Annotated in this window: 28 protein-coding genes; 12 read left to right on the top strand and 16 right to left on the bottom strand. The window is 64.8% G+C overall.

Going from position 1 to position 25,325, the window contains the following annotated elements; genetic code table 11:
• Nucleotides 1–3: 3 nt before the first annotated feature.
• Nucleotides 4–225: a twin transmembrane helix small protein gene (locus tag AC1Q64_RS18325; RefSeq protein ID WP_291433831.1), complete on the top strand. Its 222-nt coding sequence runs from the start codon at nt 4–6 to the stop codon at nt 223–225.
• A gap of 126 nt (nt 226–351) precedes the next feature.
• Here AC1Q64_RS18325 and AC1Q64_RS18320 read toward each other — a convergent pair whose 3' ends face one another.
• From AC1Q64_RS18320 to AC1Q64_RS18285, 8 genes are all read right to left on the bottom strand, one after another.
• Complete coding sequence (locus tag AC1Q64_RS18320; protein ID WP_291433829.1) at nt 352–1,233, bottom strand: cytochrome c oxidase subunit 3; 882 nt, start codon at nt 1,231–1,233, stop codon at nt 352–354.
• A 65-nt stretch (nt 1,234–1,298) separates the two neighbouring features.
• Nucleotides 1,299–1,526 carry a DUF2970 domain-containing protein gene (locus tag AC1Q64_RS18315; RefSeq protein ID WP_492252321.1) on the bottom strand — a complete coding sequence of 76 codons (228 nt, stop codon included), beginning with the start codon at nt 1,524–1,526 and terminating at the stop codon, nt 1,299–1,301.
• Nucleotides 1,523–2,158 (bottom strand): cytochrome c oxidase assembly protein, encoded by a 636-nt coding sequence (locus tag AC1Q64_RS18310; RefSeq protein WP_492252320.1) that lies wholly within the window; start codon nt 2,156–2,158, stop codon nt 1,523–1,525. The genes AC1Q64_RS18315 and AC1Q64_RS18310 overlap by 4 nt, the downstream gene beginning before the upstream one ends.
• A gap of 17 nt (nt 2,159–2,175) precedes the next feature.
• The gene (locus tag AC1Q64_RS18305) at nt 2,176–2,286 is read right to left on the bottom strand and encodes a cytochrome oxidase small assembly protein (RefSeq protein WP_225581085.1); all 111 of its coding nucleotides are present in this window, start codon (nt 2,284–2,286) and stop codon (nt 2,176–2,178) included.
• Nucleotides 2,287–2,297: 11 nt separating this feature from the next.
• Nucleotides 2,298–3,929 carry a cytochrome c oxidase subunit I gene (gene ctaD / locus AC1Q64_RS18300; protein ID WP_492252319.1) on the bottom strand — a complete coding sequence of 544 codons (1,632 nt, stop codon included), beginning with the start codon at nt 3,927–3,929 and terminating at the stop codon, nt 2,298–2,300.
• 30 nt (nt 3,930–3,959) lie between these two features.
• Nucleotides 3,960–5,129: a cytochrome c oxidase subunit II gene (gene coxB, locus AC1Q64_RS18295; protein ID WP_291433822.1), complete on the bottom strand. Its 1,170-nt coding sequence runs from the start codon at nt 5,127–5,129 to the stop codon at nt 3,960–3,962.
• Nucleotides 5,130–5,188: 59 nt separating this feature from the next.
• The gene (locus tag AC1Q64_RS18290) at nt 5,189–5,665 is read right to left on the bottom strand and encodes a DUF2244 domain-containing protein (protein ID WP_056066007.1); all 477 of its coding nucleotides are present in this window, start codon (nt 5,663–5,665) and stop codon (nt 5,189–5,191) included.
• Between the two features lie 152 nt (nt 5,666–5,817).
• Entirely contained in the window at nt 5,818–6,720 is a 903-nt protein-coding gene (locus AC1Q64_RS18285; RefSeq protein WP_492252318.1) for a biotin synthase, read from the bottom strand.
• A gap of 35 nt (nt 6,721–6,755) precedes the next feature.
• On the opposite strand from AC1Q64_RS18285, the gene AC1Q64_RS18280 reads away from it, so the two are divergent.
• Both AC1Q64_RS18280 and AC1Q64_RS18275 read left to right on the top strand, forming a co-directional pair.
• The gene (locus AC1Q64_RS18280) at nt 6,756–7,478 is read left to right on the top strand and encodes a ComF family protein (protein WP_492252317.1); all 723 of its coding nucleotides are present in this window, start codon (nt 6,756–6,758) and stop codon (nt 7,476–7,478) included.
• Nucleotides 7,479–7,583: 105 nt separating this feature from the next.
• Nucleotides 7,584–8,111: a tRNA (cytidine(34)-2'-O)-methyltransferase gene (locus tag AC1Q64_RS18275; RefSeq protein WP_492252316.1), complete on the top strand. Its 528-nt coding sequence runs from the start codon at nt 7,584–7,586 to the stop codon at nt 8,109–8,111.
• Here AC1Q64_RS18275 and AC1Q64_RS18270 read toward each other — a convergent pair.
• From AC1Q64_RS18270 to AC1Q64_RS18255, 4 genes are all read right to left on the bottom strand, one after another.
• A complete protein-coding gene (locus AC1Q64_RS18270) occupies nt 8,104–9,045 on the bottom strand; it encodes a LysR family transcriptional regulator (protein ID WP_291433811.1) in 942 nt (313 codons plus the stop codon). The two genes, AC1Q64_RS18275 and AC1Q64_RS18270, sit on opposite strands and share 8 nt — an antisense overlap.
• Before the next feature lie 32 nt (nt 9,046–9,077).
• A complete protein-coding gene (locus tag AC1Q64_RS18265) occupies nt 9,078–9,542 on the bottom strand; it encodes a MaoC family dehydratase (protein WP_492252315.1) in 465 nt (154 codons plus the stop codon).
• Nucleotides 9,543–9,638: 96 nt separating this feature from the next.
• On the bottom strand, nt 9,639–10,256 hold the full coding sequence (locus tag AC1Q64_RS18260) for a nucleotide-binding protein (RefSeq protein ID WP_492252314.1): 618 nt from the start codon (nt 10,254–10,256) through the stop codon (nt 9,639–9,641).
• A 139-nt stretch (nt 10,257–10,395) separates the two neighbouring features.
• Entirely contained in the window at nt 10,396–11,034 is a 639-nt protein-coding gene (locus AC1Q64_RS18255) for a LysE family translocator (RefSeq protein WP_291433805.1), read from the bottom strand.
• 258 nt (nt 11,035–11,292) lie between these two features.
• On the opposite strand from AC1Q64_RS18255, the gene kefC reads away from it, so the two are divergent.
• The 8 genes from kefC (at nt 11,293) to AC1Q64_RS18215 (ending at nt 20,285) form a co-directional block, all read left to right on the top strand.
• Nucleotides 11,293–13,194 carry a glutathione-regulated potassium-efflux system protein KefC gene (gene kefC / locus AC1Q64_RS18250; protein ID WP_492252313.1) on the top strand — a complete coding sequence of 634 codons (1,902 nt, stop codon included), beginning with the start codon at nt 11,293–11,295 and terminating at the stop codon, nt 13,192–13,194.
• Nucleotides 13,195–13,611: 417 nt separating this feature from the next.
• On the top strand, nt 13,612–15,789 hold the full coding sequence (locus AC1Q64_RS18245; protein WP_492252312.1) for a TonB-dependent siderophore receptor: 2,178 nt from the start codon (nt 13,612–13,614) through the stop codon (nt 15,787–15,789).
• 31 nt (nt 15,790–15,820) lie between these two features.
• Nucleotides 15,821–16,966, top strand: a complete 1,146-nt coding sequence (locus AC1Q64_RS18240) for a PepSY-associated TM helix domain-containing protein (RefSeq protein ID WP_492252311.1) — start codon at nt 15,821–15,823, stop codon at nt 16,964–16,966.
• Between the two features lie 36 nt (nt 16,967–17,002).
• Nucleotides 17,003–17,839, top strand: a complete 837-nt coding sequence (locus AC1Q64_RS18235; protein WP_492252310.1) for a hypothetical protein — start codon at nt 17,003–17,005, stop codon at nt 17,837–17,839.
• Complete coding sequence (locus tag AC1Q64_RS18230) at nt 17,836–18,204, top strand: hypothetical protein (protein ID WP_492252309.1); 369 nt, start codon at nt 17,836–17,838, stop codon at nt 18,202–18,204. The genes AC1Q64_RS18235 and AC1Q64_RS18230 overlap by 4 nt, the downstream gene beginning before the upstream one ends.
• 180 nt (nt 18,205–18,384) lie before the next feature.
• Nucleotides 18,385–19,032: a trimeric intracellular cation channel family protein gene (locus AC1Q64_RS18225; RefSeq protein WP_492252308.1), complete on the top strand. Its 648-nt coding sequence runs from the start codon at nt 18,385–18,387 to the stop codon at nt 19,030–19,032.
• A gap of 105 nt (nt 19,033–19,137) precedes the next feature.
• Nucleotides 19,138–19,824: a transglutaminase-like domain-containing protein gene (locus AC1Q64_RS18220; RefSeq protein WP_291433795.1), complete on the top strand. Its 687-nt coding sequence runs from the start codon at nt 19,138–19,140 to the stop codon at nt 19,822–19,824.
• Nucleotides 19,824–20,285 (top strand): PaaI family thioesterase, encoded by a 462-nt coding sequence (locus AC1Q64_RS18215; protein WP_291433793.1) that lies wholly within the window; start codon nt 19,824–19,826, stop codon nt 20,283–20,285. Before AC1Q64_RS18220 ends, AC1Q64_RS18215 begins: the two co-directional genes overlap by 1 nt.
• A gap of 75 nt (nt 20,286–20,360) precedes the next feature.
• On the opposite strand, the gene AC1Q64_RS18210 is transcribed toward AC1Q64_RS18215, so the two are convergent.
• Complete coding sequence (locus tag AC1Q64_RS18210; protein WP_492252307.1) at nt 20,361–21,248, bottom strand: LysR family transcriptional regulator; 888 nt, start codon at nt 21,246–21,248, stop codon at nt 20,361–20,363.
• 132 nt (nt 21,249–21,380) lie between these two features.
• Here AC1Q64_RS18210 and AC1Q64_RS18205 point away from each other — a divergent pair, with 132 nt between their 5' ends.
• Nucleotides 21,381–21,983, top strand: a complete 603-nt coding sequence (locus tag AC1Q64_RS18205) for a short chain dehydrogenase (RefSeq protein ID WP_492252306.1) — start codon at nt 21,381–21,383, stop codon at nt 21,981–21,983.
• 213 nt (nt 21,984–22,196) lie between these two features.
• Here the strand turns inward: AC1Q64_RS18205 and AC1Q64_RS18200 are convergent, their stop codons facing one another.
• From AC1Q64_RS18200 to pcaF, 3 genes are all read right to left on the bottom strand, one after another.
• Nucleotides 22,197–23,201, bottom strand: a complete 1,005-nt coding sequence (locus AC1Q64_RS18200; protein ID WP_492252305.1) for a Bug family tripartite tricarboxylate transporter substrate binding protein — start codon at nt 23,199–23,201, stop codon at nt 22,197–22,199.
• A gap of 162 nt (nt 23,202–23,363) precedes the next feature.
• Nucleotides 23,364–24,107, bottom strand: coding sequence for an SDR family NAD(P)-dependent oxidoreductase (locus tag AC1Q64_RS18195; protein ID WP_492252304.1), 744 nt, complete (start codon nt 24,105–24,107; stop codon nt 23,364–23,366).
• Entirely contained in the window at nt 24,104–25,315 is a 1,212-nt protein-coding gene (pcaF, locus tag AC1Q64_RS18190; RefSeq protein ID WP_492252303.1) for a 3-oxoadipyl-CoA thiolase, read from the bottom strand. Before pcaF ends, AC1Q64_RS18195 begins: the two co-directional genes overlap by 4 nt.
• Nucleotides 25,316–25,325: the final 10 nt, after the last annotated feature.

The following is a 25,325-nucleotide window of genomic DNA, read 5'->3' as shown; positions in this document are numbered from 1 at the left end:
TCCATGAAATACCTCGTAGTGCTGGCGTTCGTCGCCATTTTGGCCAGCCTGGCATCGGCCCTGTTCTTCATGATGCGCAATGGGCGCGACGACAAGAGCAAGGGCAACCACATGGCCAAGGCGCTGGCGGTGCGTGTCGGGCTGTCCATCGTGCTGTTTCTGTGCATTCTGGTGGCCTGGCAGCTGGGATATATCCAGCCCACCGGCCTGCCCGCCACCCGTTGAACTGAGGGCTTGGTCCGCAGCCTGGGAGGCTTGGGCCCATCACAGGCCACCACTGGCCAGCACGCACAGAGGGTGGAACAAAAAAAGCGCCGCGAGGCGCTTTTTTTGATGGCGTCCGGGCCTGACTTACATCCAGTAGACCAGCACGTACAGACCCAGCCACACCACGTCCACAAAGTGCCAGTACCAGGCGGCACCTTCGAAGCCAAAGTGCTTGTCAGCCGTGAAGTGACCCTTTTGCAGGCGCAGCGTGATCACCAGCAGCATCAACATGCCCAGAAACACATGGAAGCCGTGGAACCCGGTGAGCATGAAGAACGTGGAACCGAACACACCCGAGCTGAGCTTGAGGTTCAGGTCGGTGTACAGGTGGTAATACTCGTAGCCCTGCACCAGCAGGAACACGAAGCCCAGCAGCACCGTGGCCCACATGAAGCCAATGGTCTTGCCACGGTGGTTTTCACGCAGAGCGTGATGGGCGATGGTCAGCGTCACGCCCGAGGTCAGCAGAAGAGCGGTGTTGATGGTGGGCAACCAGAAGGGGCCCACGGTCTGGAAGGGCTCGATGATGCCCGCAGGCGAAGCGGTGACACCAGCCGCCATGCTGGGCCACACTGCCTTGAAATCGGGCCACAGCAGCGCATTGTCCAGGCTGCCCAGCGCAGGCACCGAGTGCGAGCGCGCCCACCACAGGGCTGTGAAGAACGCGCCAAAGAACATCACCTCAGAGAAGATGAACCAGCTCATGCTCCAGCGGTACGACAGATCGATCTTGTGACCATACAGGCCTCCTTCGCTCTCACGCACTGCGTCGCCAAACCATTGGTACAGCGTGAACAGCCACCAGACCAGCCCCACGGCCAGGGAATATTTGCCCCAGTCATGGCCATTGATCCATTGGCCTGCGCCCAGGATCACAAAGAACAGACCGGCCGCGGCCATCACCGGGTGGCGGGACTCGGCGGGCACATAGTAGTACGGGGTTCCGCCGTGGGTTGATGCACTCATTTCAGCTCCTGATTCTCAAAATCTTTGTTTTCAGTATTTGTTCGCACGAACCAGCCAACACACACTCACACAATCCAGTTCACCAGCCCGATCAGACCAATGACGAGCAAGAAAACCGCGAACAATCCCACCACGATGATGTGAATCGGATTGAGCTTTTCGACATCTTGCTGGTACTCGCTGCCTTTGCGCAAGCCAATCAGCGACCATGCCACTGCACGCACCGTGCGCAGCAACGATACCTTGCGGTGCAGGGGCTTGACGTCTGCCGACGGCTCCAGTGGCGCACTCATGACCCGGACCCTTGCAAACCTGCAGAGCCGGGCGCGGGCAACACGACCGCCGCCGTCGATTCGGGCGCTGCCGGTGTCTTGCCGCCCACCTCGAAAAAGGTGTACGACAGCGTGATGGTGGTGACGTCTTTGGACAATTTCGGATCGATCACAAACGCCACGGGCCAGGCTTTCTTTTCACCAGGCTCCAGCGTGTACTGGTTGAAGCAAAAACATTCCAGCTTGTTGAAGTGCGCTGCGGCCTGGCGGGGTGCGTAACTAGGGATGGCCTGGGCGGCCATGCGGCGGTTTTGTACGTTCTGAAACTCGTACATCACCGTCGTCAATTCCCCCGGATGCACCTGCACGGAACGCTGCGCTGGCTTGAAGTCCCACGGACCGCGCGAGTTCGCGTCAAACTCCACCGTGATGGTGCGCGACTTGTCCACCTGCGTGTTGGCGGGCACCCGCACGTCCTTGCCTGCCACGCCGTTGCCTGGCACCTGCCGCTCGGACAACGACAGGATGTTGATGCCCGTAATTTCGCAGATGTGCTTGTAGATCGGGATCAGCACGTAGCCAAAAGCAAACATGCCAGCCGCAATCACGACCAGCTTGCCGACCATCTTGGCGTTTTCGCGGTGCAGGCTCATGGTGTTGGCCGGTGGCTTCAGCGGGACAGCAACACCACCTTGACCATGAACCCGACAAAGAACACCACCGCCACGGACGCCAGGATCAGCGCCAGCCGCAGGTTGCTCTTTTTTTGCTCGGGGGTCATGGACATGGTGTTCAGCCAATCACGCGGGTTGCGGTAGCGTCCAGCTTGGGAGGATTCTCAAACGTGTGGAAAGGCGCTGGGGATGGGACTTCCCACTCCAGGCCTTCGGCGCCATCCCATGGCTTGGCCGCAGCCTTTGCACCCTTGCCACGCATGGCAGGGATGATGACTGCCACAAAGAAATACACCTGCGCCAGACCGAAACCAAACGCACCCACCGACGCGATGGCGTTGAAGTCGGCAAACTGCATGGGGTAGTCGGCATAGCGACGTGGCATACCTGCCAGGCCCAGGAAGTGCATCGGGAAGAAGGTGATGTTGAAGAAGATCAGCGACGACCAGAAGTGAATCTGACCACGCGTTTCGGAATACATCACCCCCGTCCACTTGGGCAGCCAGTAGTACACGCCTGCAAACATGGAGAACAGCGAACCGGCCACCAACACGTAGTGGAAGTGGGCCACCACGTAGTAGGTGTCTTGCAGCTGGATATCGATGGGGGCCATGGCCAAGATCAGGCCGGTGAAACCACCCATGGTGAACACGAAGATGAAACCCACAGCAAACAGCATGGGGGTTTCAAACGTCATGGAGCCGCGCCACATGGTGGCAATCCAGTTGAAGATCTTCACGGCCGTAGGCACGGAGATCAGCATGGTGGCATACATGAAGAACAGCTGGCCGGTCACGGGCATGCCGGTCGTGAACATGTGGTGGGCCCACACAATGAACGACAGGATGGCGATGGACGAGGTGGCATACACCATGGAGGCATAGCCAAACAGCTTCTTGCGGCTGAACGCGGGCACGATCTGGCTGATGATGCCGAAGGCCGGCAAGATCATGATGTACACCTCGGGGTGGCCGAAGAACCAGAAAATGTGCTGGTACATCACTGGGTCACCGCCGCCAGCGGGGTTGAAGAAGCTGGTACCGAAGTGACGGTCCGTCAGCGTCATGGTGATCGCGCCAGCCAGCACAGGCATCACGGCGATCAGCAGGTAGGCAGTGATCAGCCAGGTCCAGGCGAACATCGGCATCTTCATCAAAGTCATGCCGGGAGCGCGCATGTTGAGGATGGTCACGATGATGTTGATCGAGCCCATGATGGACGAGGCACCCAGGATGTGCATCGCGAAGATGCCCGCATCCATGGAAGGGCCCATCTGCAGCGTCAGCGGTGCATACAGCGTCCAGCCTGCAGCGGGAGCACCGCCAGGCATGAAGAACGAACTGACCAACATGAGTGCCGCAGGAATCATCAGCCAGAAGCTGAAGTTGTTCATGCGTGCAAAGGCCATGTCGGATGCGCCAATTTGCAGAGGGATCATCCAGTTCGCAAAACCCACGAAGGCCGGCATGATCGCGCCGAACACCATGATCAGGCCGTGCATGGTAGTGAGCTGGTTGAACAGCTCGGGGTTCACCAATTGCAGGCCGGGCTGGAACAGCTCGGCACGGATCAGCAGGGCCAGGATGCCGCCGACCATCAGCATGGTGAACGAGAACAAGAGGTACAGCGTACCGATGTCTTTGTGGTTGGTGGCAAACACCCAGCGGCGCCAGCCGGTGGGGCCATGGTGGTCGTGGCCGTCGTGTGCGTGGTCGCCAGCGTGCCCGTGGTTGTCGAGTACTGCGCTCATGGTGAATTCCTCAATACGATGGGGCGATGATTACTTGCCACGCTGGGCCACAACTTCAGCTGGCTGCACCAGCTGGCCGGTCTTGTTGGACCAGTTGTTCTTGGTATAAGTGACCACGGCGGCGATGTCGGTGTCGCTCAGCTGCGCCCATGCAGGCATGGCGCCATTGTTCTGGCCCTTGAGCAGCACCTGAATCTGCTTGGCATGGTCGGCATCGAGCACTACGGCAGCGCCGTCAAGTGCCTTGATCGGGCCAGCGCCCTTGCCGTTGGCCTGATGGCAGGCTGCGCAGTTGGCAGCGTACACCTTCTCGCCGCGCTTGAGGATGTCGTCCAGCGCCCACACCTTGGTGGGGTCGTCCAGCTTGGCGGCAGCCTTCTTCTTTTGGTCGGCCACCCAGGCGGTGTAGTCCTCAGCGGAGACAACCTTCACATGAATGGGCATGTAGGCGTGTTCTTTGCCGCACAGCTCAGCGCACTGGCCATAATAGTCACCGATTTTTTCAGCACGGAACCAGGTGTCACGCACGAAGCCGGGGATCGCATCCTGCTTGATACCGAAGGCAGGCACCATGAAGGCGTGGATCACGTCGTTGGCCGTGGTGATGATGCGGATCTTCTTGTTGACCGGCACCACCATGGGGTTGTCCACCTTGAGCAGGTAGTTGGCGGGAGCGTCCTTGACGTTGCCGCTATCAGACATCACACGGTGGCTGCTGTCCAGCGTGGAGATGAACGCCAGGCCTTCGCCTTCGCCCGTGATGTAGTCATAGCCCCACTTCCACTGGTAACCCGTGGTCTTGATCGTGAGGTCGGCGTTGGTGGTGTCCTTCTGGGCCACCAGCACCTTGGTGGCGGGCAGGGCCATGAGGATCACGATGATGAACGGAACAATGGTCCAGACCACTTCCACCGTCACCGACTCGTGGAAGTTGGCAGCCTTCGCGCCCTTGGAGCGGCGATGCTTCCAGATCGAATAGAACATCACAGAGAACACTGCAACAAAGATCACCGTGCAGATGATCAACATCATCCAGTGCAGAAAATGTTGCTCTTCTGCGATCTTGGTGACGGGCGGCGCCAGGTTCAGCTGGTTGACTGCAGGGCCGCCAGGCAGGTCCTGAACGGCATGGGCTGCGGAGCCCACCCATGCACCGGCAATCAGCAGCAGAGAAGCCAGCTTGTTGGAAATGCTCTTCATAGTTCTCACTTACTTCTAAGCCTCAATTTAACCAATCCCTTTCGCGCGCCTGCGTGGGGTCAGGCAGCGCGCAAGGCCATGCGGATCTCCGATGCCAGGGCCGGTCGAAGCTCGGGCCGCACATAGCGCCCCACTTCCACCGAACGGCCCTGCGCAGACAGCGTGATCAGCGAATGGTCTCCCGTCTTGGGCTCTACGCGAACCCGGCTCCGGTCAAACTCCGCGCGCTCCAGCCTGCCTGCTGTCTCCAGCTCCACCACAAGGCGTGAGCCCTGCAATGAAATCCTCTCGCCATCCGCCGCATGGCGACCGTACATGGCGAATGCAATCCCTACTGCCACGATTTCAAGCCATGCGAAGGGCATCACCAGGTGGGCGCCGAGCATCCAGAAGAATGTCGCGATTCCCAGGGACACCACACACAGCGACAAATACATCCAGCCCAATTGCGTCGGCGTGACCGAACAATTGCGAACCAGACGCCAGTCGATGCGCTGACCCGACACCGTGGCAAAACGAAAAACCAAGCCCGTCACCGTGAGTGCTCACAAGACTGCCGACTGCAGCACGCGTTGCGCCTTGGGCACAACAGGCACAGCCAGCCAAATTGCGCGGGAAGATGCCCGAAATCTCAATAACCAAGAATTGTAGCGTGCCTTGTTCCAAGTCATTGACACGCCGTTACAGGTTAGCTCTCCGTGCCGCCCTTACGCAACATGGCGCGCATTTCCTGCAGCGACACCGCACTGCTGGAACTGACGCGCACCCGGGGTGCTGGCTTGAAGGCATGGCCATAGATGATTTCAAAAGTCAGTGCCAACTGACCATCTTGACCCGGATCGGCCAGACGCTCGGACAGCACTTGGTAGAGCTTGTCGCGCCAGCGCCGTCCGCGCAATGAGGGAAAGCGATCAGGGTGCAAATTGACGCCCAGCTCACGCAGCTCTTGAACCAGCCGCTCGGGTGTGGCAAACGTGAGCGTGATGCGCTCCATGTCCATCACCGGCTCTGCAAACCCTGCGTGTACCAGCATGTCACCCCAGTCATGCATGTCGGTAAAGGCATGACCTGCAGGTGGCCAGCCCATGGCGGCATACACGCCATGCAGTTCGCGCAGCGTGTCCGGTCCGAGACACGAGAACATCAGATAGCCATCCACCGCCAGAGCCCGGTGCCAACGGCCGATCAGGGCTTGCGGATCAGCCGCCATGTGCAGCGCCATGTTGGACCACAACATGTTCACGCCGGCATCGGCCGGTGGGCCAAGCTGCAGGGCCCCAGCGCCCCATCGGGCAGGGCTCCACCACGGTTTGGCCAGTGCCTGCCGCGCAACGGGTTCGCAATGGGCGCTGGTCTCGTACACCTGACAACGCGCCTGTGGGTAGCGAGCACTCACCAGGGCATGCGCCTGCAGGCCGCCACGTACGGGGTCCCAATGGCACCAGGAGACTGGGGCTTGGCGAATCCACTGCAGTCGGTCCTCCATGCGGCGCGCCACTTCTTCATGCAGCCAAGGGGACGTGGCCGGGGCCGCAGCATGCCAGCGGGCAGCGGCAACAGGATCAATGGTGGGGGGACGCTCGGAGGACATGGTCGGGGCAGAAGGACGCGCGAGTATATTGATTCATGGTTTTTTTGGGTTTGCCAAGGATTTCACGCCATCTCCACGCCTGGGCGGACAAAGTGCCCAGCCAGTGCGCCGTGTGCCACGCCTGGCCGTCGCAGCGCATCTGCAACGCCTGCGCGGCGCGGTTCGCCCAGCCCGCCACGCGTTGTCAGCGCTGCGCCGTGCGAGTGCCCGCAGGGGTCGCTGTCTGCGGCACCTGCCTGCAGAACCCACCCAGCTTCGATGCCTGCATTGCCGCCGTGGACTATGCCTACCCCTGGGCCAATGCGCTGGCGCAGTTCAAGTTTCGCGGAGACCCCGGATGGGCCAGAGCATTGGCCACGCTCATGCGCAGCACGCCGTGGATGGAGCCGGCGTTGGAGACAGCCGACCGCGTGCTGGCAGTGCCCCTATCCACCGAGCGCTTGCGCGAGCGGGGCTTCAACCAGTCGGCCTTGCTGGCCAGGCAACTGGCTGGCGCCAAGGCCGACCACCAGACCCTGCTGCGCCTGCACGCCACCGAGGCACAAAGCGGCCTGCCGAGGGCTGAGCGGCTGCGCAACCTGCGCGGCGCCTTTGCCCTCGAACCCGACCGCGCTACCGCCCTGCGCGGCCAGAGGGTGGTGCTGATCGACGATGTGATGACCACAGGCGCCACACTGCACGCGGCCACACAGGCGCTGCGCGAGGCCGGCGTTGCGCATGTCACGGCCGCCGTGCTGGCGCGCACGGGGTTGGACTGAAAAGCCCAAACAGGTACACCAACAGGTAGCTAGGAAGTACCAAAGGGATACTTTTTATTACGAGCGGTTGCTCAACTCACAGGTCCAACGATGACAATGGCGAGCATGTTCCATATCGTCCTCGTCGAACCCGAGATCCCGCCCAACACGGGCAATGTGATTCGCCTGGCGGCCAACACGGGGTGCACGCTGCACCTGATCGAGCCCCTGGGGTTCTCGATGGAAGACCGCCAGATGCGGCGTGCAGGGCTGGATTACCATGAGTACGCCAGCGTGCAGGTCCATGCGGGCTGGACCGCGTTTCTGCGGGATACCCAACCGGACCCCACCCGCATGTTTGCGATGACCACCCACGGCTCGCAGCCCGTGCATTCCACTTGCTTCCTGCCCGGCGACTGGATGGTGTTTGGCGCTGAAACGCGGGGGCTCCCCCCTGAGCTGCGCGAGAGCTTTCCACCCGCCCAGCGCCTGCGCCTGCCCATGGTGCCGGGTCAGCGCAGCCTCAATCTGTCCAACGCCGTGGCGGTGACCGTCTTCGAGGCCTGGCGCCAGAACAGCTTTGCGATGCCCGACGGGCAGGTAGTGGTCGAGCCCGAAGGCACGATCATCAGCGGGTTTTCGCAGCTCAACTGAGGTGTCCGGACTTTTCCGCCACTGCGCGGGGCACGTGTTCGGTCAGGAAATCCAGAAACACCCGCGTGCGGGCGGGCAGCATGCGGCCTGACGGCAATGCCGCATAAATCGTGTAACGCGAAAAGATCCAGCCCGGCAGAATGTGGACCAGCTCGCCACGGGCCAGGTGCTCCTCGGCCAGCAGGCGCGAAGTGACAGCCACTCCCGCCCCATCCACGGCCGCACGCATCAGCAGCTCGGTGCTGACGGACTGCAACACCGCCGGTGCGTCCACTTCTTCGTCCGGCACGTCTGCCCGCAGCGACTGCAGGCGCAGCTTGCGGCCAGGCCCTGACTGCAGGCGCACGGGCGCGCTCGAATCACGCAGGTAGTCGTGGTGCACCAGGTCCTGCGGCTCACGCGGAATGCCCCGGCGTTCCAGGTAGTCGGGGGACGCCACCACAATCGCCTCGCCCTGCACCAGCGGGCGCGCGACGATGTTGGCGTCAAAGTCCTCGCCCGCCACCATGATGGTCACATCGAACTCATCCACGCGGCTGGATGCATAGGCGTCCATGCTGATGTCCAGCATGAGCTTGGGGTAGTGGGCATGCCACATCGCCACCATGGGCGCCAGGAAGTTGGTGGCCAGCACCGGCGCCGCCACGATGCGGATGGTGCCGCGCAGGTCGCGCGTGCTGGCTGCGGCGGCGGCCTCGGCATCGTCGATCTCGTGCAGGATGGCGCGCACACGCTGCAGGTACGACTCACCCGCATCGGTCAACGCCAGCTTGCGGGTCGTGCGCTGCAGCAGGCGCGTGCCCAGGTGCTGCTCCAGCTCGGCCACCATGCGGGTGACCACGGGGGGTGACATGTCCATGGCGCGGGCGGCGGCGGCAAAGCCGCCCTCTTCCACCACGCGCTCGAAAATTTTCATGGCTTGCAAGCGGTCCATGGTTCAGACCTCCTGCCCGATGGCGACCAGGCTCAGGCCGGGGCGCCGAAATTGCGCGCCAGCGATTCGGCCACGCACACCGGCTTGTCGCTGCCCTCGCGCTCCACCGTCACCAGCCAGGTCATCTGCATGCCATCGGGCGCCACGGGCTCGGCAGCCTGCAGCGCGAGGCGCGCGCGCAAGCGGCTGCCCACTGGCACCGGAGCCGTAAAGCGCACCTTGTTGAGCCCATAGTTCACGCCCATGCGCGCACCCTCGATGGTCAGCCCCGTCTCGAAAAACTGCGGGATCAGCGACAGCGTGAGAAACCCGTGCGCGATGGGCGCACCAAACGGCCCAGCCTTGGCACGCTCGGGGTCCACATGGATCCACTGGTGGTCGCCCGTGGCCTGGGCAAACAGGTTGACCTGTTCCTGCGTGATGGTGATCCAGTCGGTCACGGCGACCTCCTGGCCCACGCAGGCGCTGACTTCGGAGTAAGAGCGGAAGATTTTCATCGTCGCAATGTAGCCCCGCACCCAGGCGCGCCTTGTCTGCCGGGTGACAGGTGTTTTCCCGGGGGCTTGGTTTTGCGTTGTGCTTCACGCTGTCCTTCAAGAATTGAGCCAAGTGCAGATCCCTTGCCACTGCTCCAGGTCGCGCGCCACGCGGCCAGGGGCCACGTCAAACAGCGTGAGGCCGTGTGCTGCCAGGTGGATGTAGTTCTGCGTGTCACGCAGATAGCCCAGCACCGGAAACCCCAGGCTGTCCACAAAGTGGTGCAGCTGCTCGGCCGCCTTGGTGCGCGCATCCACGCGCATGCCGACGATACCGATCTGCACGCCCTCCGCCCGGCGGTGCTCGGCCAGCTGGTCCAGAAAACTGCGCGTGGCAAAGATGTCGAACACGCTGGGCTGCAGCGGCACGATGATCTTGTCAGCCAGCTTGAGCACATCTTTCAGGCGCCAGCCGTGCAGCCCGGCAGGGGTATCGAGCACCGCATGCGTAGTGCCCTTGGGCGGGCGGCTGATCACGTCCGAGCTGGTGTCCCAGCTGCCTATGAGGCGCGCAGCGGGCGGGCGCAGGTCGAGCCACAGCTTGGCGGACTCCTGCCGGTCGGTGTCGCCCAGGATCACGGGATGCCCCTGGCTGGCAAAGTAGCCCGCGATGTTGGTAGACAGCGTGGACTTGCCCACGCCGCCCTTCGGGTTGGCGACAACAACTACTGGCATGACAAGCTCCTTGGAATCTGCAGGTCCATGAAAATACAAGCCAAATCAGCTCCAAGCGCATATTTCATATGCGCCAGCAGCTATCAAAATCGAAGCACCATCCAGACAGCCCAGTGGCGCCAAGCGCGCTTCAGGCGTTTCAGGCGTGCTGGCCGCCGCGCTTGACAAAGAACAGCCCGGCTCCCACCGCCATCAGCAAGCCGCCGAACACACGGTTTTGCGCCCGCACGGCCCGCGCACTGCGCATCAGGCGGCGCAGGGCGCTCGCCCCCGCAGCGTAGCCGTGCATGACCACCACGTCCACCGTCACCGTGGTGGCGGCCATCACCAGCAGCTGCGTCCACAGCGGGCGCGTGTCGGTCATGAACTGGGGCAGCACGGCCACCATGAAGATGATGCCCTTGGGGTTGGTGGCGTTGGTCAGAAAGCCGGTCAGGCAGCGTTTTTGCCAGGTGCCCGCCGGGGTCTCCTCGTCCCCTTTCACCGGCGACTTATCGCCCGCTCGCCACTGACAGAAGCCCACATAGATCAGGTAGCAAGCACCCAGCACCTTGACGATGCTGAACGCCACCTCGGACGCCAGCAGCAGCGAGCCCACGCCCGCACCGGCAATCAGCAAGATCAGCAACAGCCCCAGCTGCAGACCCAGGATGGTGGCGCCCGTCTTGCGCACCCCGAAGGACAGGCCATGGCTCATCGACAACACGGCCCCTGAGCCCGGCGACACCGCAATCAGGCAAGACGCCGCAAAAAAAGCCAGCCAAGTCTGCAAATCCATGGGTCACCGTGCCTGTGTGCGAAGAAGGGCCCGCATCTTAGCAACGCAGGGCCGCATGCACCATGATCTGCATAAAAACAGCCGCATGCGCTACACGATCATGCCTTGACAGCTATCAAATCAAGAGCAATCAACACCCTTCACCCGGTGACCGCCCCAGAGCCTTGCCGCAGTGCCAGAATCGGCCACACCGGCCCCACCCTTGGGCGCACGGTGTTCCTGCCCACCCCACGACGACCCCCAAGCGCACTCCCATCCATGGAACACGCCCCCACCTGGCTCACCTACGGTTTTCTGTACCTCACCGCCGCCGTGCTGGCCGTGCCCATTGCCAAGGCGCTGGGCCTGGGCGCCATCATTGGCTACCTGGCGGCGGGCATCGCCATCGGGCCCTGGGGCCTGGGGCTGGTCAGCAACGTGCAAGACATCCTGCACTTTGCCGAGTTCGGCGTGGTGCTCATGCTGTTCCTCGTGGGGCTGGAGCTGCAACCCAGCCGCCTGTGGGCACTGCGTCGCCCCATCTTTGGGACCGGCACGGCCCAGGTACTGGGCTGCGCCGCTTTGCTGTTTGCGCTGGGTGCACTGGCGGGCCTGCCTTGGCGCGTGAGCCTGGTGGGCGCACTGGGCCTGGCGCTGTCGTCCACGGCGATTGCGCTGCAGGTGCTGGCCGAGCGCAACCTGATGCGCAACAGCAGCGGCCAGGCAGGCTTTTCGATCCTGCTGTTCCAGGACGTGGCGGCCATCCCCATCCTGGCCTTGCTGCCCGTGCTGGGCGCGGCCGCTGGCGAAGGCGCGGGCCACACACCGGGCGAGATGGTTTTGGAGGTGCTCAAGATCGTCGGCGTGATCGCCGCCATCATCCTGGGCGGGCGCCTGCTGCTACGCCCCGTGCTGCGCTGGATCGCCAAGAGCAATACCCCCGAAATCTTCACCGCCGCCGCGCTGCTGCTGGTGGTGGGCATTGCCTACCTGATGGTGCTGGTGGGCCTGTCGATGGCGCTGGGCGCCTTCCTCGCCGGCGTGCTGCTGGCCGACAGCGAATACCGGCGCGAGCTGGAGGCCGACATCGAGCCCTTCAAGGGCCTGCTGCTCGGCCTGTTCTTCATTGCCGTGGGCATGAGCATCGACTTTGGCGTCATCCTGCGCTCACCCTGGCTCATGGCGACCATTCTGGTCGGCTTTCTCGCGGCCAAGGCCGTGGTGATCTACACGCTGGCCAAGATCGTCGGCATCCCCTACCAGGAGCGCCCCGTCTTCACCCTGCTGCTGGCCCAGGGCGGCGAGTTTGCATTTGTGGTGTTCCAGGCGGCTGCGGGCGCCAGCGTATTCCCGGCCGAAACCGCCTCGCTGCTGATTGGCGCGGTGGCGTTGTCCATGCTGATCAGCCCGCTGCTGCTGGTGCTGCTGGACCGCGTGCTGCTGCGCCGCTACGCCAAGCTCAAGACCGGGCCCCAGGCCGAGGAAATCTCCGAGCCCCAAGAGGCTCCCATCATCATCGCGGGCTTCGGCCGCTACGGGCAGATCGTTTCGCGCGTGCTGCTGGCCCAGGGCATCCCCACCACCGTGCTGGACCACAGCGTGGACATGCTGGAAGTAGCCCGCACCTTTGGCTACCGCGTGTTCTACGGCGACGCCACGCGGCTCGATCTGCTGCGCATCGCCGGGGCCGAACGCGCACGCATCCTCGTCATTGCCGTGGACGATGCGGATCAATCCCTCAAGATCGCCAAGCTCGCGCGCGAACACTTCCCGCAACTGCAGATCGTGGCCCGCGCGCGCGACATCAGCCACTGGAACAAGCTGCGCGACCTGGGCGTGACGCTGGTGCAGCGCGAGCTGTTTGAAGCCAGCCTCAAAAGCGCGCACACCGTGCTGGAGTTGATGGGCCGCCCAACCGCAGAAGCCACGGCCATCACCCAACGCTTTCGCACCCACAACATCGCACTGGCCGACCGCATGTACCCGCACCACAAGGACCGCGCCAAGTTCATCGCCGTGGCCCGCGAAGGGCGCAACCAGTTCGCCGAGCAGATGGCCAAAGAGCGACAGGAGAGTGCGGCGATGAATGCGGCGGGGGCGGAGTACCCGGGGTATGGTGGGGGAGACGATACGGTGAGAAGCGATGGGGCCGCCAGTGCTCAGAAGCTCGATCAAAAATAGGCGATATCGCTTTCAAATAAAGCGCCAATTGCTCTTATTTTGATAGTAAATGCACCACATCAATTCTTCACGCTGAAGCGCGAGCGGCAACCGGAAAACAGCGAATCGATTTGCTGCCCGGTCACGGCCAGATCCTCCCTCTCCTATCCTCCCATTCCTTTTGGTCAGCACCGCCAGCCAGTGCAGGCCAGTGTGCGCAAGGCGGCTGCGGGCTGGGCTACAACCATGATCCTTCGCCGCACCTCCCCCACTCCCCCGCCTGCGGCGCTACGGGCGACGGACACACTCTGATCAAACCCAAGAAACAAACGATAACTATTCGCATTAAAATAACTAATTCCGCCAGCCAGCGTCCCGAGAAATCACGTGAGCCAGCACCCCAGCGTCTGCTGTCTGCTCACCTTGATCGGGACCCTCATGTCTTCTCTGCCTTCACGCGCGGCGCATTGTTCGCTGTCCGCCCACACTTGCTCATCAACGGCCCGAAAGGCCCGTTTGTTCGCCCTGACGCCCCTCGCTTTGTGTGTGGCACAAGTCGCCACGGCCCAGCAGGTCGCCACTCCTGACTCCGACCCGGCCGCAGCCACCGCCCCTCAGTTGCAGGAAGTCCGCATCAACGCCAGCACCGAAAAAGACATGGGCTTTGCGCCCGTGGAGGCGCAAACCGCCAGCAAGGCGCCCATGCGCCGACTGGAAACGCCGCAGTCCATCAGCGTGGTCACACGCGAGCAGATGGAGTCGCGGCAGATCACCAATGTGCAGCAGGCGCTGCAGACCGTGGCGGGGGTCAGCCCGGTCAACTTTGGGCGCCGGGGGTTTGACGACCTGAACATCCGGGGCTTTCGCTCCACCGAATCCATCCTGGTTGACGGGCTGGTGCAAAGCCCTGGCATGTGGGCCAAGTTGCAGCCGTATGGCTACGAGCGTTTTGAAGTGCTCAAGGGCTCAGCCTCGGTGCTGTATGGCCAGGTGCAGCCGGGCGGCATTGTCAATGCGGTGAGCAAGCGGCCCAAAAAGGAGGCGATCAACGAGGTGGGTGTGGAGGTGGGCAGCTTCGGCCAGCGCACGCTGCAGGCCGACATCAACCGGCCGCTGTCCGAATCGGGCAAGACGGCACTGCGCATCAATGCGCAGGTCTCGAACGCCGACGATCCCACACAGTTCGTTTATCGCAAGGACCGGTGGTTTGCGCCGTCGCTCTCCATCGACCTGGGCGCGCAGACCGACCTGGTGCTGTTTGCCACCTACAGCCGCAGCGAGTGGATGCGCCAGCAGGGCATCACGCCCTATGGCACGGTGCTGCCCAACCGCAATGGCACGTTGTCACGCACGATGTTCACGGGCGATCCGAGCTTCGGTGTGTATGACGTGGAAAGCACCACCGTGGGCTATGCGTTGGAGCATCGCCTGTCGGATGCCATGACCTTCCGCCAGAACGTGCGCTACGAGACCGAGAAGGGCACGGGCAACTTCGTCTCCAACCAGGCATTGCAGGCCAACCAGCGGCTGCAGAACCGCCAGGCCTCGCGCCAGTACATGGACTACGACCTGCTGGCCACCGACACCTCGCTGCTGTCACGTTTCGAGGCGCTGGGCGTAAAGCACCAGCTGGTCACGGGCCTGGATGTGCGCAGCGGCACCAGCCTGCTGGCCAGCCGCACCTGCCGCATCGGAGCGCTGGACCTGTTCGCGCCCGTGTACGGCATGCAGGCCACCTGCCCCGAGGCGCTGACCAGCGACGCGCCTTCCAAGCTCACCGTGGCCGGGCTGTATGCGCAGGACCAGATCAAGTTTGGCCAGGGCTGGACGGCCCTGGTAGGCCTGCGTCGCGACTGGTCGACCAACGACACCAACAACCGCGTGGCCCAAACACAGACGCGCCAGAAGGACAACGCCACCACGTTGTCTGCCGGCCTGGTGTACGAGTTCAAGCCGGGCTGGGCCGCGTATGGCAGCTATGGCGAGTCCTTCCTGCCCCAGTCGGGCCTGACGTTTGGTGGATCGAACTTCGTGCCCGAAACCGGCAAGCAGTGGGAGGCGGGCGTGAAGTACGAGGCCCCCGGTGGCCAGATCACCGGCGCGCTCGCCGTGTTCGACCTGGTGCGCCAGAACGTGACCACCGCCGACCCGGTGAACACCGGCTTCAGCGTGCAGACCGGCGAGCAGCGCGCGCGCGGGCTGGAGCTGGAGCTGGGCGCCGACCTGAAGAACGGCTGGAAGATCACCAGCGCCTACACCTACACACAAAGCAAGGTCACGCGGGACAACAACGCGGCGATTGTGGGCCTGCCGCTCAACCTCACTCCACGCCACACGCTCACCGCCTGGGCCACGTACAAGTTGCCAAAGGTCCAGCGCGTGACGCTGGGCCTGGGAGGGCGGTATGTGAGCGAGCAGATCGGCTCGTACCCCTTCACTCTGCCGTCGTACTTTGTGGCCGATGCGTCCCTCAGCTACGTGGGCGAGAACTACCGCGTGACGGCGGGCGTGAAGAACGTGTTCAACAAGGCGTATTACGACGGCGCGATCAACGCCAACGTGGTCTCGCCCGCGTTGCCCCGCAGCTTCAGCCTGGGTGTGACGTACTTCTTCTGACGCAGCGCCCCCACCCCGCCGCCCACACGCCATGACCAGCCAGCGCACGCTCAACCGCCTCTTCACCCTGCACTCCTGGGCGGGCATCGTCACGGGGCTGCTGCTGTTCATCGTGTGTTTCTCGGGCGCGGTGGTGGTGTTCAAGAACGAGATCGACCTGTGGGCCAACCCCTCACTGGCCAAGCTGCCACACTCTGAAAACCCTGCCTCGCTCGACGCGGTGCTCACGCAGCTGCACACCCGCTACCCGGGCGCCACGGTGGAGACCATCGCGCTGCCGGATGCCGTCAACCCCAGCTACTTCGCGTTCGTGCGCGAGCGCGGCGCGCCTGCCAACACGCGCACCAAGGTGGCCTTGCGCTCTGACACCGGCACGGTGGTGGGCCCGGTGGACAGCCAGCTCGGCCAGTACCTGCGCATGCTGCATGTGTTCCTGTTCTTCGGGCCGCGCTGGATCGTGGGGTTCTTCGGCGCGGCCATGCTGGTGCTGATTGCCACCGGCATCGTCATCCACCGCAAGATCCTGGCCGAGCTGTTCACCCAGCGCTGGGGCCGCAGCTTTCGCGTGGTGATGTCGGACCTGCACAAGTCCGCCGGCATCTGGGGGCTGGGCTTTCACATCCTGATAGCCACCACCGGCGCGTGGATGGGCCTGGCGCCGCTGTTCGAGCAGGGCTACAAGTTCATCACCACCCCTGCCACGTTGACAACCGCCAAGCCCGCGCGCAAGGCCGAGGGCAGCGAGCCCGCGCCCATGCAGTCGTTGGATGCGATGTACGCTACCGCCCAGCAGGCCGTGCCGGGGCTGGAGGCGCGCTATGTGTCGCTGCGCCGCTGGGGCACAGGCACCGCCGAGGCGGGTTTCACCGGCAACCTGAGCGGCCACCTGGCCAGCACCGCGCGGGTGGACATCCATGCCGTCACAGGCATTCCCAAGAAGGTGCACGACCCACGCACGGCGGGCTTCTGGTCGCTGTTCAACAGCCTGATGGAGCCACTGCACTTTGGCGACTTTGGCGGGCTGGCGCTCAAGTGGCTGTATTTTTTTCTGGGCATGACCCCGGCGTTTCTGTCGATCTCGGGCACGCTGATCTGGCTGGATGCGCGCCAGCAGCGCAGGCGCGAGGCCGACGCGGCACATCCGGCGTCCGCAGGCAACGCCATCGCGGCGGGCTGACGGGCATCAGCCCCCACCTTCCACACCACACCCACCATGCAACGTTTCTTTTTGGCCCTGCATGCCACCGTGCCCGCCGCGCTCCTCGTGGCGGTGTTCGTACACCTGTGGAGACCTGCGGGCTTGGCCCCGCTGGCGCAGCGGCCCGTGTGGACCGTGTGGGTGCTCATTGCCGTGTGGCTGCTGATGTCGGCCCTGGCCGCGTGGGCGCTGCGCACGCTGGCGCTGTGGCGGGTGGCGCTGGGCAGCACCGGGGCGCTGTTGGCTGTGGCAGCGCTCACCGGCCTGGCACTCGGTAGCGCCCTGGCCCCCGCCATGGCCCTGGGCCTTGTGGTCACAGGTCTGGCCTGTGCGGGCGTGGCGGCGTTCATGGGCCCGCAGCGGGTGCAGCAGGCTCATCGGCGCCGGGGGAGTCGCCCGTCCATTGCGATCACCCCGGCGGCGGCACGGCATGTGGTGTCCCACACGGGCCGCCCCTGGCCCCTGGCACCGCTGGCGCACCTGCCCTTCTGGCTTTGCGCGGCGCTGGCGGTGGAGTCATTCCGTCTGTCGCACATCGTGGCGGTTGAGCCAGCTCGATCGGCCGGCATGCTGGGCCTGCTGCTGTCGTTTTTTGTCGGGTTGCCTGCGGCCACGGTGCGCACCTGGGCGCCCCGCACCAGCGCCCTGCTGTGGCTGCTGGCAGGGCTGGCCTGTGCCGGCCTGGCAGCCAAGGCCGGGCTGCAGCAAGGCTGGGTGGCGGCCATGCTCTGCACGGCAGCAGCCTGCAGCAGCGCGCGGCCGCTGCACCACCGGCTGGGGGCCCGGGGCCTGGGCCATCGCAGCCGCGCCCGTCACACCCCACGCCACCCACAGCCCTCCGAGACCGCATGAACGAACTGCTGGGCATTTCCGCCGCCTTGGCCTCGCTGGTGGCACTGGCCTGCTGGGCCCGCACAGTGCCCACCCGTGCGTGGGGCGATGACACACCCACGGGGGCGGCGCGATGGCGCGCCAAGGCGGTGGCGCTGGGCACCTTGCTGTTGCAGACCACCACCGCCAGCCTGGCTGCTGGCTGGGTCGCCGGTGTGGCCCTGGTGCTGGCCGCATGGATGGTGCTGGGCTGGTTGCTGGTGCTGGCCATGAACCTGTGGCCCCAGGCCAGCCAGCGCTGGGCACTGCGGCTGGGGTGGCTGGGCCTGGGCGGATGTGTGCTGGCGCTGGTGGCCTGCGCATTGCCCGAGGGCCTGCTGCGCTGAGTGCACGCAGCCAGGCTCAGCACCGGGCGCGAACAGGGCCCACCGGACACGCAACACCCAATCCGCGCATCTTTTTGCTCAATATGCGCCCAAGCGCTACTACTTTCTGCTGCTGCAGCTATCAAATATATAGCTAGCCACCCCCCTGGAATCGCCAGCGGCCACGGCACAATCGTCGCCATGGATTCGCTGATCTTCAACGCCCCCTGGGTGCACACCCTGCGCTTTGTGCTGGAAGTGGCCGCCACCGTGGCTTTCGCACTGTCGGGCGTGATGGCCGCCGCGCGCAAGCGGCTGGATGCCGTGGGCGTGTGTATCGTGGCCTTTGTGGCCGCATTTGGCGGGGGCACGCTGCGCGATTTGCTGCTGGACCAGCGGCCCTTTTTCTGGATTCGCCACACCGAGTTTGTGTGGGGCATTCTGGCGCTGTGCATTGGCGCCATGCTGTTCATGCGCCAGCGGCACTTTGAGCCCACCGAGCGCGCCATGCTGCTGCCCGACGCCATCGGCCTGGGCCTCTTCGCCGCCGTGGGCGTGGACATTGCCACCGCCATCGGTATGCCGCCGATCATCAGCGTGATGATGGGCGTGACCACCGGCGTGTTTGGCGGTGTGCTGCGCGACGTGCTGTGCAACGAGGTGCCCCAGGCCTTCAGCGACCACCGGCCCTATGCGCTGTGCGCGTTTGCGGGCGGCTGGGCCGACGTGGCCCTGCGCCAGATGCAGGCTCCCGACTGGGCGCCGCTGGTGGTCTGCATGCTGCTCACCGCCGGGCTGCGCGGGCTGGCGGTGTGGCGCAACTGGGAGCTGCCCGCATGGCGGGTGTGACCAAGGCATCCAGCCCTGGCACAGCAAGGCTGGCGCACCTGTGACAGCATCCAGAGCCCGGGGCCCGCACACTGGTTCCCGTCAGACTGCAGGAGACAACCCACCATGACCAGCGCCCCCACGCCCGCCCACCTGCGCGCCACGGCCCTCATCGACAGCGACGCCCCTGCTGTGAAGGCCTTCGCCACCGAACACGCGCGTGGCGCCACCGACCGCGAACGCGCCGTGGCCCTGTACCTGGCCGTGCGCGATGGTTTCCGCTACGACCCCTACCGCATCGACCTGTCGCCCCAGGGCATGACGGCCAGCACCGTGCTGGCCAACGGCTACGGCTGGTGCGTGCCCAAGGCCGCGCTGCTGACGGCCGCATGCCGTGCGGCGGGCATCCCGGCGCGCATGGGATTTGCCGATGTGCGCAACCACCTGAGCACCGAGCGCATGCGCGAGACCATGAAGACCGACCTCTTCATCTGGCATGGCTACACCGACATCTGGCTCGATGGCGCCTGGCGCAAGGCCACACCCGCCTTCAACATCGAGCTGTGCGAGCGCTTTGGCCTGCTGCCGCTGGAGTTCGACGGCGAGAACGATTCCATCTACCACCCGTTCGACCAATCGGGCGCACGCCACATGGAATACGTGCACCAGCGCGGCGCGTTTGACGACATGCCGCTCGCGCAGATCGAGGCCGACTTTCGCACGGTGTACGGCGGCTGGCTGCAGGGTGACGCCACCCGCAGCAGCCTGCAGGACGCCAGTTTTGCCAACGACATTGAAAAGGAAGCCCGCTGATGACGCACGCCCCCGAGAACGCCACCACCGCCCCCATCCCCGCAGGTTTTACGCCGCTGGTGGCCGGGGGCCCTTACATCCAGCACAACGGCCCGCTGTATGTGCTGCACCAGGGCAACGTGGTGAAGTTCGGCTTTCGCGTGGAGCCACGCCACACCAACCCCATGGGCAACCTGCACGGCGGCATGATGGCCACGTTCTGCGACATGCTGGTGCCGCTGTCGGTGCACCGCAAAAGCGATCAGGTGTCGGACCGCTTCTTGCCCACCATCAGCCTGCAGATCGACTACCTGGCCCCCGCCCCGCTGGGCGCCTGGGTGGAGGGCGAGGCCGAGCCGCTGCGCATCACGCGCTCGCTGGTGTTTGCGCAAGGGCTGGTCACAGCTGATGGCGTGCCCTGCGCGCGGGTGAGCGGCGTGTTCAAGATCGGGCCCGTGGCGCCCCGCGACGCCGTGGAGTGAGCGACCCTGGGCATCACGCCCAAGGCCCCAGGTCTCCAGCTGCACGCCCCGGCGCACAAGCCTGACCAGCACCGCTCAGGCTGCGCCCAGCGCGCCCACCACATGCTCCACAAACCGCGCCAGCTTGGGCAATTGCCGCCGGTCGGGCGCATACACCAGGTGCATCGGGCGCGGCACGGGCAGGCAGTGCTGCATCACCGGCACCAGCACGCCACTGGCCAGGTCGTCGGCCAGTAGCACCTCGGGTTGCATGATCAGGCCCAGGCCGCGCAACGCCGCCTGGCGCAGGCCATCGCCCTGGTTGCACACAAAGCGCGCGTTCTCGGGCCAGAAGAACTCCTCCTTGCCGTCGCGCAATGTCCATTCCACCCGGCGCTGCCACACCGAGTGGCTGAGGCACTGGTGGCGCGCCAGGTCGGCCGCGCGTTCGGGCGTGCCGTGGCGCTGCAGGTACGCGGGTGCTGCGGCAATCACCATGCGGTAGGGGCGCAGCGGGCGCGCCACCAGGCCCTCGTTCACCACCTGGCCAATCCGCACGGCCACGTCAAAGCCCTCGCCTGCCAGATCCACCACGCTGTCGGTGAGCTGCAGGTCCACACGCACCTGGTCGTGGCGCTGCAGAAAGTCGGCCACCAGCGGCGCGATCACGTGGTTGCCCAGCGTGAAGGGCGCGCTCACCCGCAGCAGGCCCTGCGGCACGGCGCGGCTGCGCTCCACGGCGGACTCGGCCCAACGCACCTGCTCCAGCACGCGTTTGCTGTCGTCGTAGAACGCGGCGCCCACCTCGGTCAGGCTGTTCTGGCGCGTGCTGCGCTGGAACAGGCGCGCGCCAAGGTGCGTCTCCAGCTGCTGGATGTGCTTGCCCACCATCACGGCGGATATCTGCAGCTGGCGCGCGGCAGCGGCAAAGCTGCCGGCCTCCACCACGGCCACCATGACTTCCATATTGCGCAGCTTGTCCACGGCAACTCCCTCAATTCCTAATCAATGGTTAGCACAAGCATAACTTGCAGGTACTTTATGTTCCTACTGATTAGCAAAAGAATCGGGCTGTCAGTTCCTCATCAACCCTTTTTGACACCCAAGGAAAACACCATGTCCAAGATTCTTCTCATCGGCGCCAGCGGCACCATCGGCCAGGCCGTGCTGGCCAACCTGGGCCCACGCCACGAAGTGATCACCGTGGGCCGCAGCAGCGGCACGCACCGTGCGGACTTCTCGCAGCCAGGCGCGGTTGCCCAACTGTTCGAAGCCGTGGGCAAAGTCGATGGCATCGTGAGCACCGCAGGCAACCTGCACTTTGGCCCGCTGGCGGAAATGACGGCCGAGCAGTTCAACCTGGGCCTGCAGGACAAATTGCTGGGCCAGGTGCAGCTGGCGCTGGTCGGCCAGAAGTATCTGAACGATGGCGGCTCCATCACGCTGACGGCGGGCATCCTGTCGATTGAGCCCATCCGCAACGGCGCCAGCGCCACGGCCGTGAACGCGGCCATCGAAGGTTTTGTGGCTGCCGCCGCCATCGAGCTGCCGCGCGGCCTGCGCATCAACGCCATCAGCCCCACGGTACTGACCGAGTCGATGGGCAGCTACGGGCCGTTCTTCCCGGGGTTCGAGCCGGTGCCTGCCGAGCGCGTGGCGCTGGCCTACCAGCGCAGCGTGGAAGGCGCGCAGACGGGGCGTGTGTACCGGGTGCAGTGATCCCGCCGACCCGAATGTGAAACGAAAATAGCTGCTACCGCCCGATGCATGAGCGGTAGCAGCTATCAATTTGGTAGCTGCAAAAATCTCGACTGCGCTTAGAGCGGATAACAAAACCCAGCGCAGCGGTTCTGGCGAGGCGCCGCGTCGCAGGCAGTACGAGTAGTACGACAAGACGCGGCAACGACGCCAGAAGGGTTTTGTTAGCCGCTCTTAGTCCAGGCTCGCCCCAGACTCCTTCACGACCTTGCCCCACTTGACGGACTCGGCCTGGATGAAGGCAGCAAACTGCTCGGGCGTTTCGCTGTAGGTCTCGGCGCCCTGCTCGTTGATCTTCTTCTTCACCTCGGCCTGGTTCAAGACCTTGACCAGTGCGGTGTTGAGCTTGGCCAGCACCGGCGCAGGCGTGCCTGCAGGTGCAAACATGCCGAACCACGACGTGGCCTCGTAGCCCGGCACACCGGCTTCGGCAATGGTGGGCACGTTGGGCAGCTCGGGCGAGCGCTTGGCCGTCGTCACGGCGATGGGCACCAGCTTGCCACTGCGCACGTGTTGAATGGCCGAGGGCATGTTGTCGAACATGATGCCGATCTGGTTGCCCAGCAGGTCGGTGACGGCCGGGGCGCTGCCCTTGTAGGGCACGTGCACCATGTCCACTTTGGCCAGGCTCTTGAACAGCTCGCCCGACAGGTGGATGGAGCTGCCGTTGCCCGAGGAGCCAAAGTTGACCTTGCCCGGGTTGGCCTTGGCGTAGGCGATCAGCTCCTTCACCGTCTTGTAGGGCTGTGCCGGGTTGGCCACCAGCAGGTTGGGCACATTGGCCACGCGCGTCAGCGGGGCAAAGTCCTTGATGGGATCAAACGGCATCTTCTTGTAGAGGCTGGCGTTGATGGCGTGGGTGCCCACCGTGCCCATAAAGAGTGTGTAGCCATCTGCCGGGGCCTTGGCCGCCATGGCGCCGCCGATGTTGCCGCCCGCGCCCGCGCGGTTGTCCACGATGACCGACTGGCCCAGCTCCGTGGTCAGCGCCTGGCCGATGATGCGGGCCAGGATGTCGGTGGTGCCGCCTGCCGCAAAGGGCACGACGATGGTGACGGGCTTGCTCGGGTAAGCCTGGGCGAGCGCCGCACTGCTGCCCAGCAGGCCGATACCAGCGAGGGCGGTGACTGCAGCGGCCGACAGCGCGAAGCGGCGGGTGGCGTGGATGGAACGGGTCATGGTTTGTCTCCTTCAAGAAGGTGGATGAATGAATGGGTCGGTGCCACCAGCGCCGCGTGGGCCCGCGTCTGGCCGCGCCGTGGCCTCAACCGGGCGCCGAGGCCTCCGGACGAGAACGGGGGGTGCCCCTTGCGGGGCGGCAAGGAAAATCAGTTCAGGTTGCTAGACAGGCGCCACTCCCAGCGTGGTGCCTCCGCACACGTACAACACCTGTCCGGTCACGAAACCGTTGTCGGGCGAGAGGAAAAACAGCGCTGCGCGCGCCACGTCATCGGGCGTGCCCATGCGGCCCACGGCAATGCTGTTCAGAATGCGCTGCGTTTGCGGCGCACCGTCGGGGTTGCTCTGGCGGAAGAGTTCGGTGGCGATGGGCCCGGGGCCGATGGCGTTGACGGTGATGCCGTCAGGCCCCAGCTCCATGGCCAGCGTGCGTGTCATGCCGATCATTCCGGCCTTGGTGGCGGAGTAGACGATGCGCTCGCCCTTGCCCAAAGCGGCGCGCGACGACATGTTGACGATGCGGCCCTGCCCGCTGGCGCGCAACGTGGGCAGAAAGGCCTGCACCAGCAGCATGGGCGCACGCAGGTGCAGGCCCACCACGTCATCCAGCTGCGCGGTGGTGGCGGTGTCGATGGTGCCTGGGCGCGTGGCGCCGGCGTTGTTCACCAGCGCCGTGACGTTGTGCTTGGCCGCAATCTCGGCCGCGCGCTCACGGGTCGAGGCTTCGTCGGTCAGGTCGCCCTGGTACGAGGTGAGTTGCGGGTGGCTCCAGGTGGGCAGCACGTAGTCCAGGTTGACCACGGCGTGGCCCTGGGCCAGCACGGCTTCGGCGATGGCACGGCCGATGCCGTTGCTGGCGCCGGTGACGACGGTGACCGGTGTCGGGTTGCGCTCAATCACGGTCACACGCGCTCCAGAATCACGGCAATGCCCTGGCCCACGCCGATGCACATGGTGCACAGCGCGTACTGGCCGGCGTGCTCGTGCAGGCGGTTGACGGCGGTGGTGACCAGGCGCGCGCCGCTGGCGCCCAGCGGGTGGCCGAGCGCAATGGCGCCGCCCCAGGCGTTCACACGCGCGTCGTCGTCCTTGAGGCCCAGCGCGCGCAGCACGGCCAGCCCTTGCGCGGCAAAGGCTTCGTTCAGTTCGATCACGTCCATGTGGTCGATGGTCAGGCCCGTCTGTGCCAGCACCTTGAGCGTGGCGGGCGTGGGGCCATAGCCCATGATGCGCGGCGCCACACCGGCCACGGCCATGCCCACCACGCGGGCGCGGGGCTTGAGGCCGTACTTGGCAGCGTTGGCTTCATCGGCCAGCAGCAGCGCGCAGGCGCCGTCGTTCACGCCGCTGGCGTTGCCTGCCGTCACCGTGCCATCGGGCCGCACCACACCCTTGAGCTTGGCCAGCGCTTCGATGCTGGTCTCACGCGGGTGCTCGTCCTGGCTCACGATGATCGCGTCGCCCTTCTTTTGCGGGATGTGCACCGGCACGATCTCGCGCGCCAGATGGCCAGCCTTGATGGCGGCCACGGCGTTGAGCTGGCTGCGCAGGGCCATCTGGTCCTGGGCTTCGCGCTCAATCTTGAACTCCGTCGCCACGTTCTCGGCGGTTTCGGGCATGGAGTCCACACCGTACTTTTCCTTCATCAGCTTGTTGACAAAGCGCCAGCCGATGGTCGTGTCGTACACCGCGTTGTTACGGCTGAAGGCCGACTCTGCCTTGGGCATGACGAAGGGGGCGCGGCTCATGCTCTCCACACCGCCCGCGATCATCAGACCTGCCTCGCCCGCTTTGATGGCGCGCGCTGCGGTGCCCACGGCATCGAGCCCCGAACCGCACAGGCGGTTGATGGTGGCGCCGGCCACGTCGATGGGCAGGCCCGCCAGCAGGCTGCTCATGTGGGCCACGTTGCGGTTGTCTTCACCGGCCTGGTTGGCGCAGCCGTAGAGCACGTCGGTCACGGCCGCCCAGTCCACGCCGGGGTTGCGCTCCATCAGCGCCTTGATGGGGATGGCACCCAGGTCGTCGGTGCGCACGCTGCTGAGTGCGCCGCCGTAGCGGCCAAACGGGGTGCGGATGGCGTCGCAGATGAAGGCTTGGCGTTGTGTGCTCATGGTTTTGTCT

The organism is Acidovorax sp. GW835-FHT14G06 (assembly GCF_058793595.1).
The sequence above is the reverse complement of the archived record's forward strand: the minus strand, read 5'-3'. Positions and strand labels throughout refer to the sequence as shown.

Coding starts and splice junctions, on each gene's coding strand:
- AC1Q64_RS18220 (WP_291433795.1), top strand. CDS start 19,138: ATGACCAGCGCCCCCACGCCCGCCCACCTGCGCGCCACGGCCCTCATC.
- AC1Q64_RS18310 (WP_492252320.1), bottom strand. CDS start 2,158: ATGAGCCTGCACCGCGAAAACGCCAAGATGGTCGGCAAGCTGGTCGTG.
- AC1Q64_RS18205 (WP_492252306.1), top strand. CDS start 21,381: ATGTCCAAGATTCTTCTCATCGGCGCCAGCGGCACCATCGGCCAGGCC.
- ctaD (WP_492252319.1), bottom strand. CDS start 3,929: ATGAGCGCAGTACTCGACAACCACGGGCACGCTGGCGACCACGCACAC.
- AC1Q64_RS18305 (WP_225581085.1), bottom strand. CDS start 2,286: ATGACCCCCGAGCAAAAAAAGAGCAACCTGCGGCTGGCGCTGATCCTG.
- AC1Q64_RS18230 (WP_492252309.1), top strand. CDS start 17,836: ATGAACGAACTGCTGGGCATTTCCGCCGCCTTGGCCTCGCTGGTGGCA.
- AC1Q64_RS18255 (WP_291433805.1), bottom strand. CDS start 11,034: ATGGATTTGCAGACTTGGCTGGCTTTTTTTGCGGCGTCTTGCCTGATT.
- AC1Q64_RS18315 (WP_492252321.1), bottom strand. CDS start 1,526: ATGAGTGCGCCACTGGAGCCGTCGGCAGACGTCAAGCCCCTGCACCGC.
- AC1Q64_RS18235 (WP_492252310.1), top strand. CDS start 17,003: ATGCAACGTTTCTTTTTGGCCCTGCATGCCACCGTGCCCGCCGCGCTC.
- AC1Q64_RS18285 (WP_492252318.1), bottom strand. CDS start 6,720: ATGTCCTCCGAGCGTCCCCCCACCATTGATCCTGTTGCCGCTGCCCGC.
- AC1Q64_RS18200 (WP_492252305.1), bottom strand. CDS start 23,201: ATGACCCGTTCCATCCACGCCACCCGCCGCTTCGCGCTGTCGGCCGCT.
- AC1Q64_RS18225 (WP_492252308.1), top strand. CDS start 18,385: ATGGATTCGCTGATCTTCAACGCCCCCTGGGTGCACACCCTGCGCTTT.
- AC1Q64_RS18275 (WP_492252316.1), top strand. CDS start 7,584: ATGTTCCATATCGTCCTCGTCGAACCCGAGATCCCGCCCAACACGGGC.
- AC1Q64_RS18265 (WP_492252315.1), bottom strand. CDS start 9,542: ATGAAAATCTTCCGCTCTTACTCCGAAGTCAGCGCCTGCGTGGGCCAG.
- kefC (WP_492252313.1), top strand. CDS start 11,293: ATGGAACACGCCCCCACCTGGCTCACCTACGGTTTTCTGTACCTCACC.
- AC1Q64_RS18270 (WP_291433811.1), bottom strand. CDS start 9,045: ATGGACCGCTTGCAAGCCATGAAAATTTTCGAGCGCGTGGTGGAAGAG.
- pcaF (WP_492252303.1), bottom strand. CDS start 25,315: ATGAGCACACAACGCCAAGCCTTCATCTGCGACGCCATCCGCACCCCG.
- AC1Q64_RS18215 (WP_291433793.1), top strand. CDS start 19,824: ATGACGCACGCCCCCGAGAACGCCACCACCGCCCCCATCCCCGCAGGT.
- AC1Q64_RS18280 (WP_492252317.1), top strand. CDS start 6,756: ATGGTTTTTTTGGGTTTGCCAAGGATTTCACGCCATCTCCACGCCTGG.
- AC1Q64_RS18320 (WP_291433829.1), bottom strand. CDS start 1,233: ATGAGTGCATCAACCCACGGCGGAACCCCGTACTACTATGTGCCCGCC.
- AC1Q64_RS18245 (WP_492252312.1), top strand. CDS start 13,612: ATGTCTTCTCTGCCTTCACGCGCGGCGCATTGTTCGCTGTCCGCCCAC.
- coxB (WP_291433822.1), bottom strand. CDS start 5,129: ATGAAGAGCATTTCCAACAAGCTGGCTTCTCTGCTGCTGATTGCCGGT.
- AC1Q64_RS18325 (WP_291433831.1), top strand. CDS start 4: ATGAAATACCTCGTAGTGCTGGCGTTCGTCGCCATTTTGGCCAGCCTG.
- AC1Q64_RS18260 (WP_492252314.1), bottom strand. CDS start 10,256: ATGCCAGTAGTTGTTGTCGCCAACCCGAAGGGCGGCGTGGGCAAGTCC.
- AC1Q64_RS18240 (WP_492252311.1), top strand. CDS start 15,821: ATGACCAGCCAGCGCACGCTCAACCGCCTCTTCACCCTGCACTCCTGG.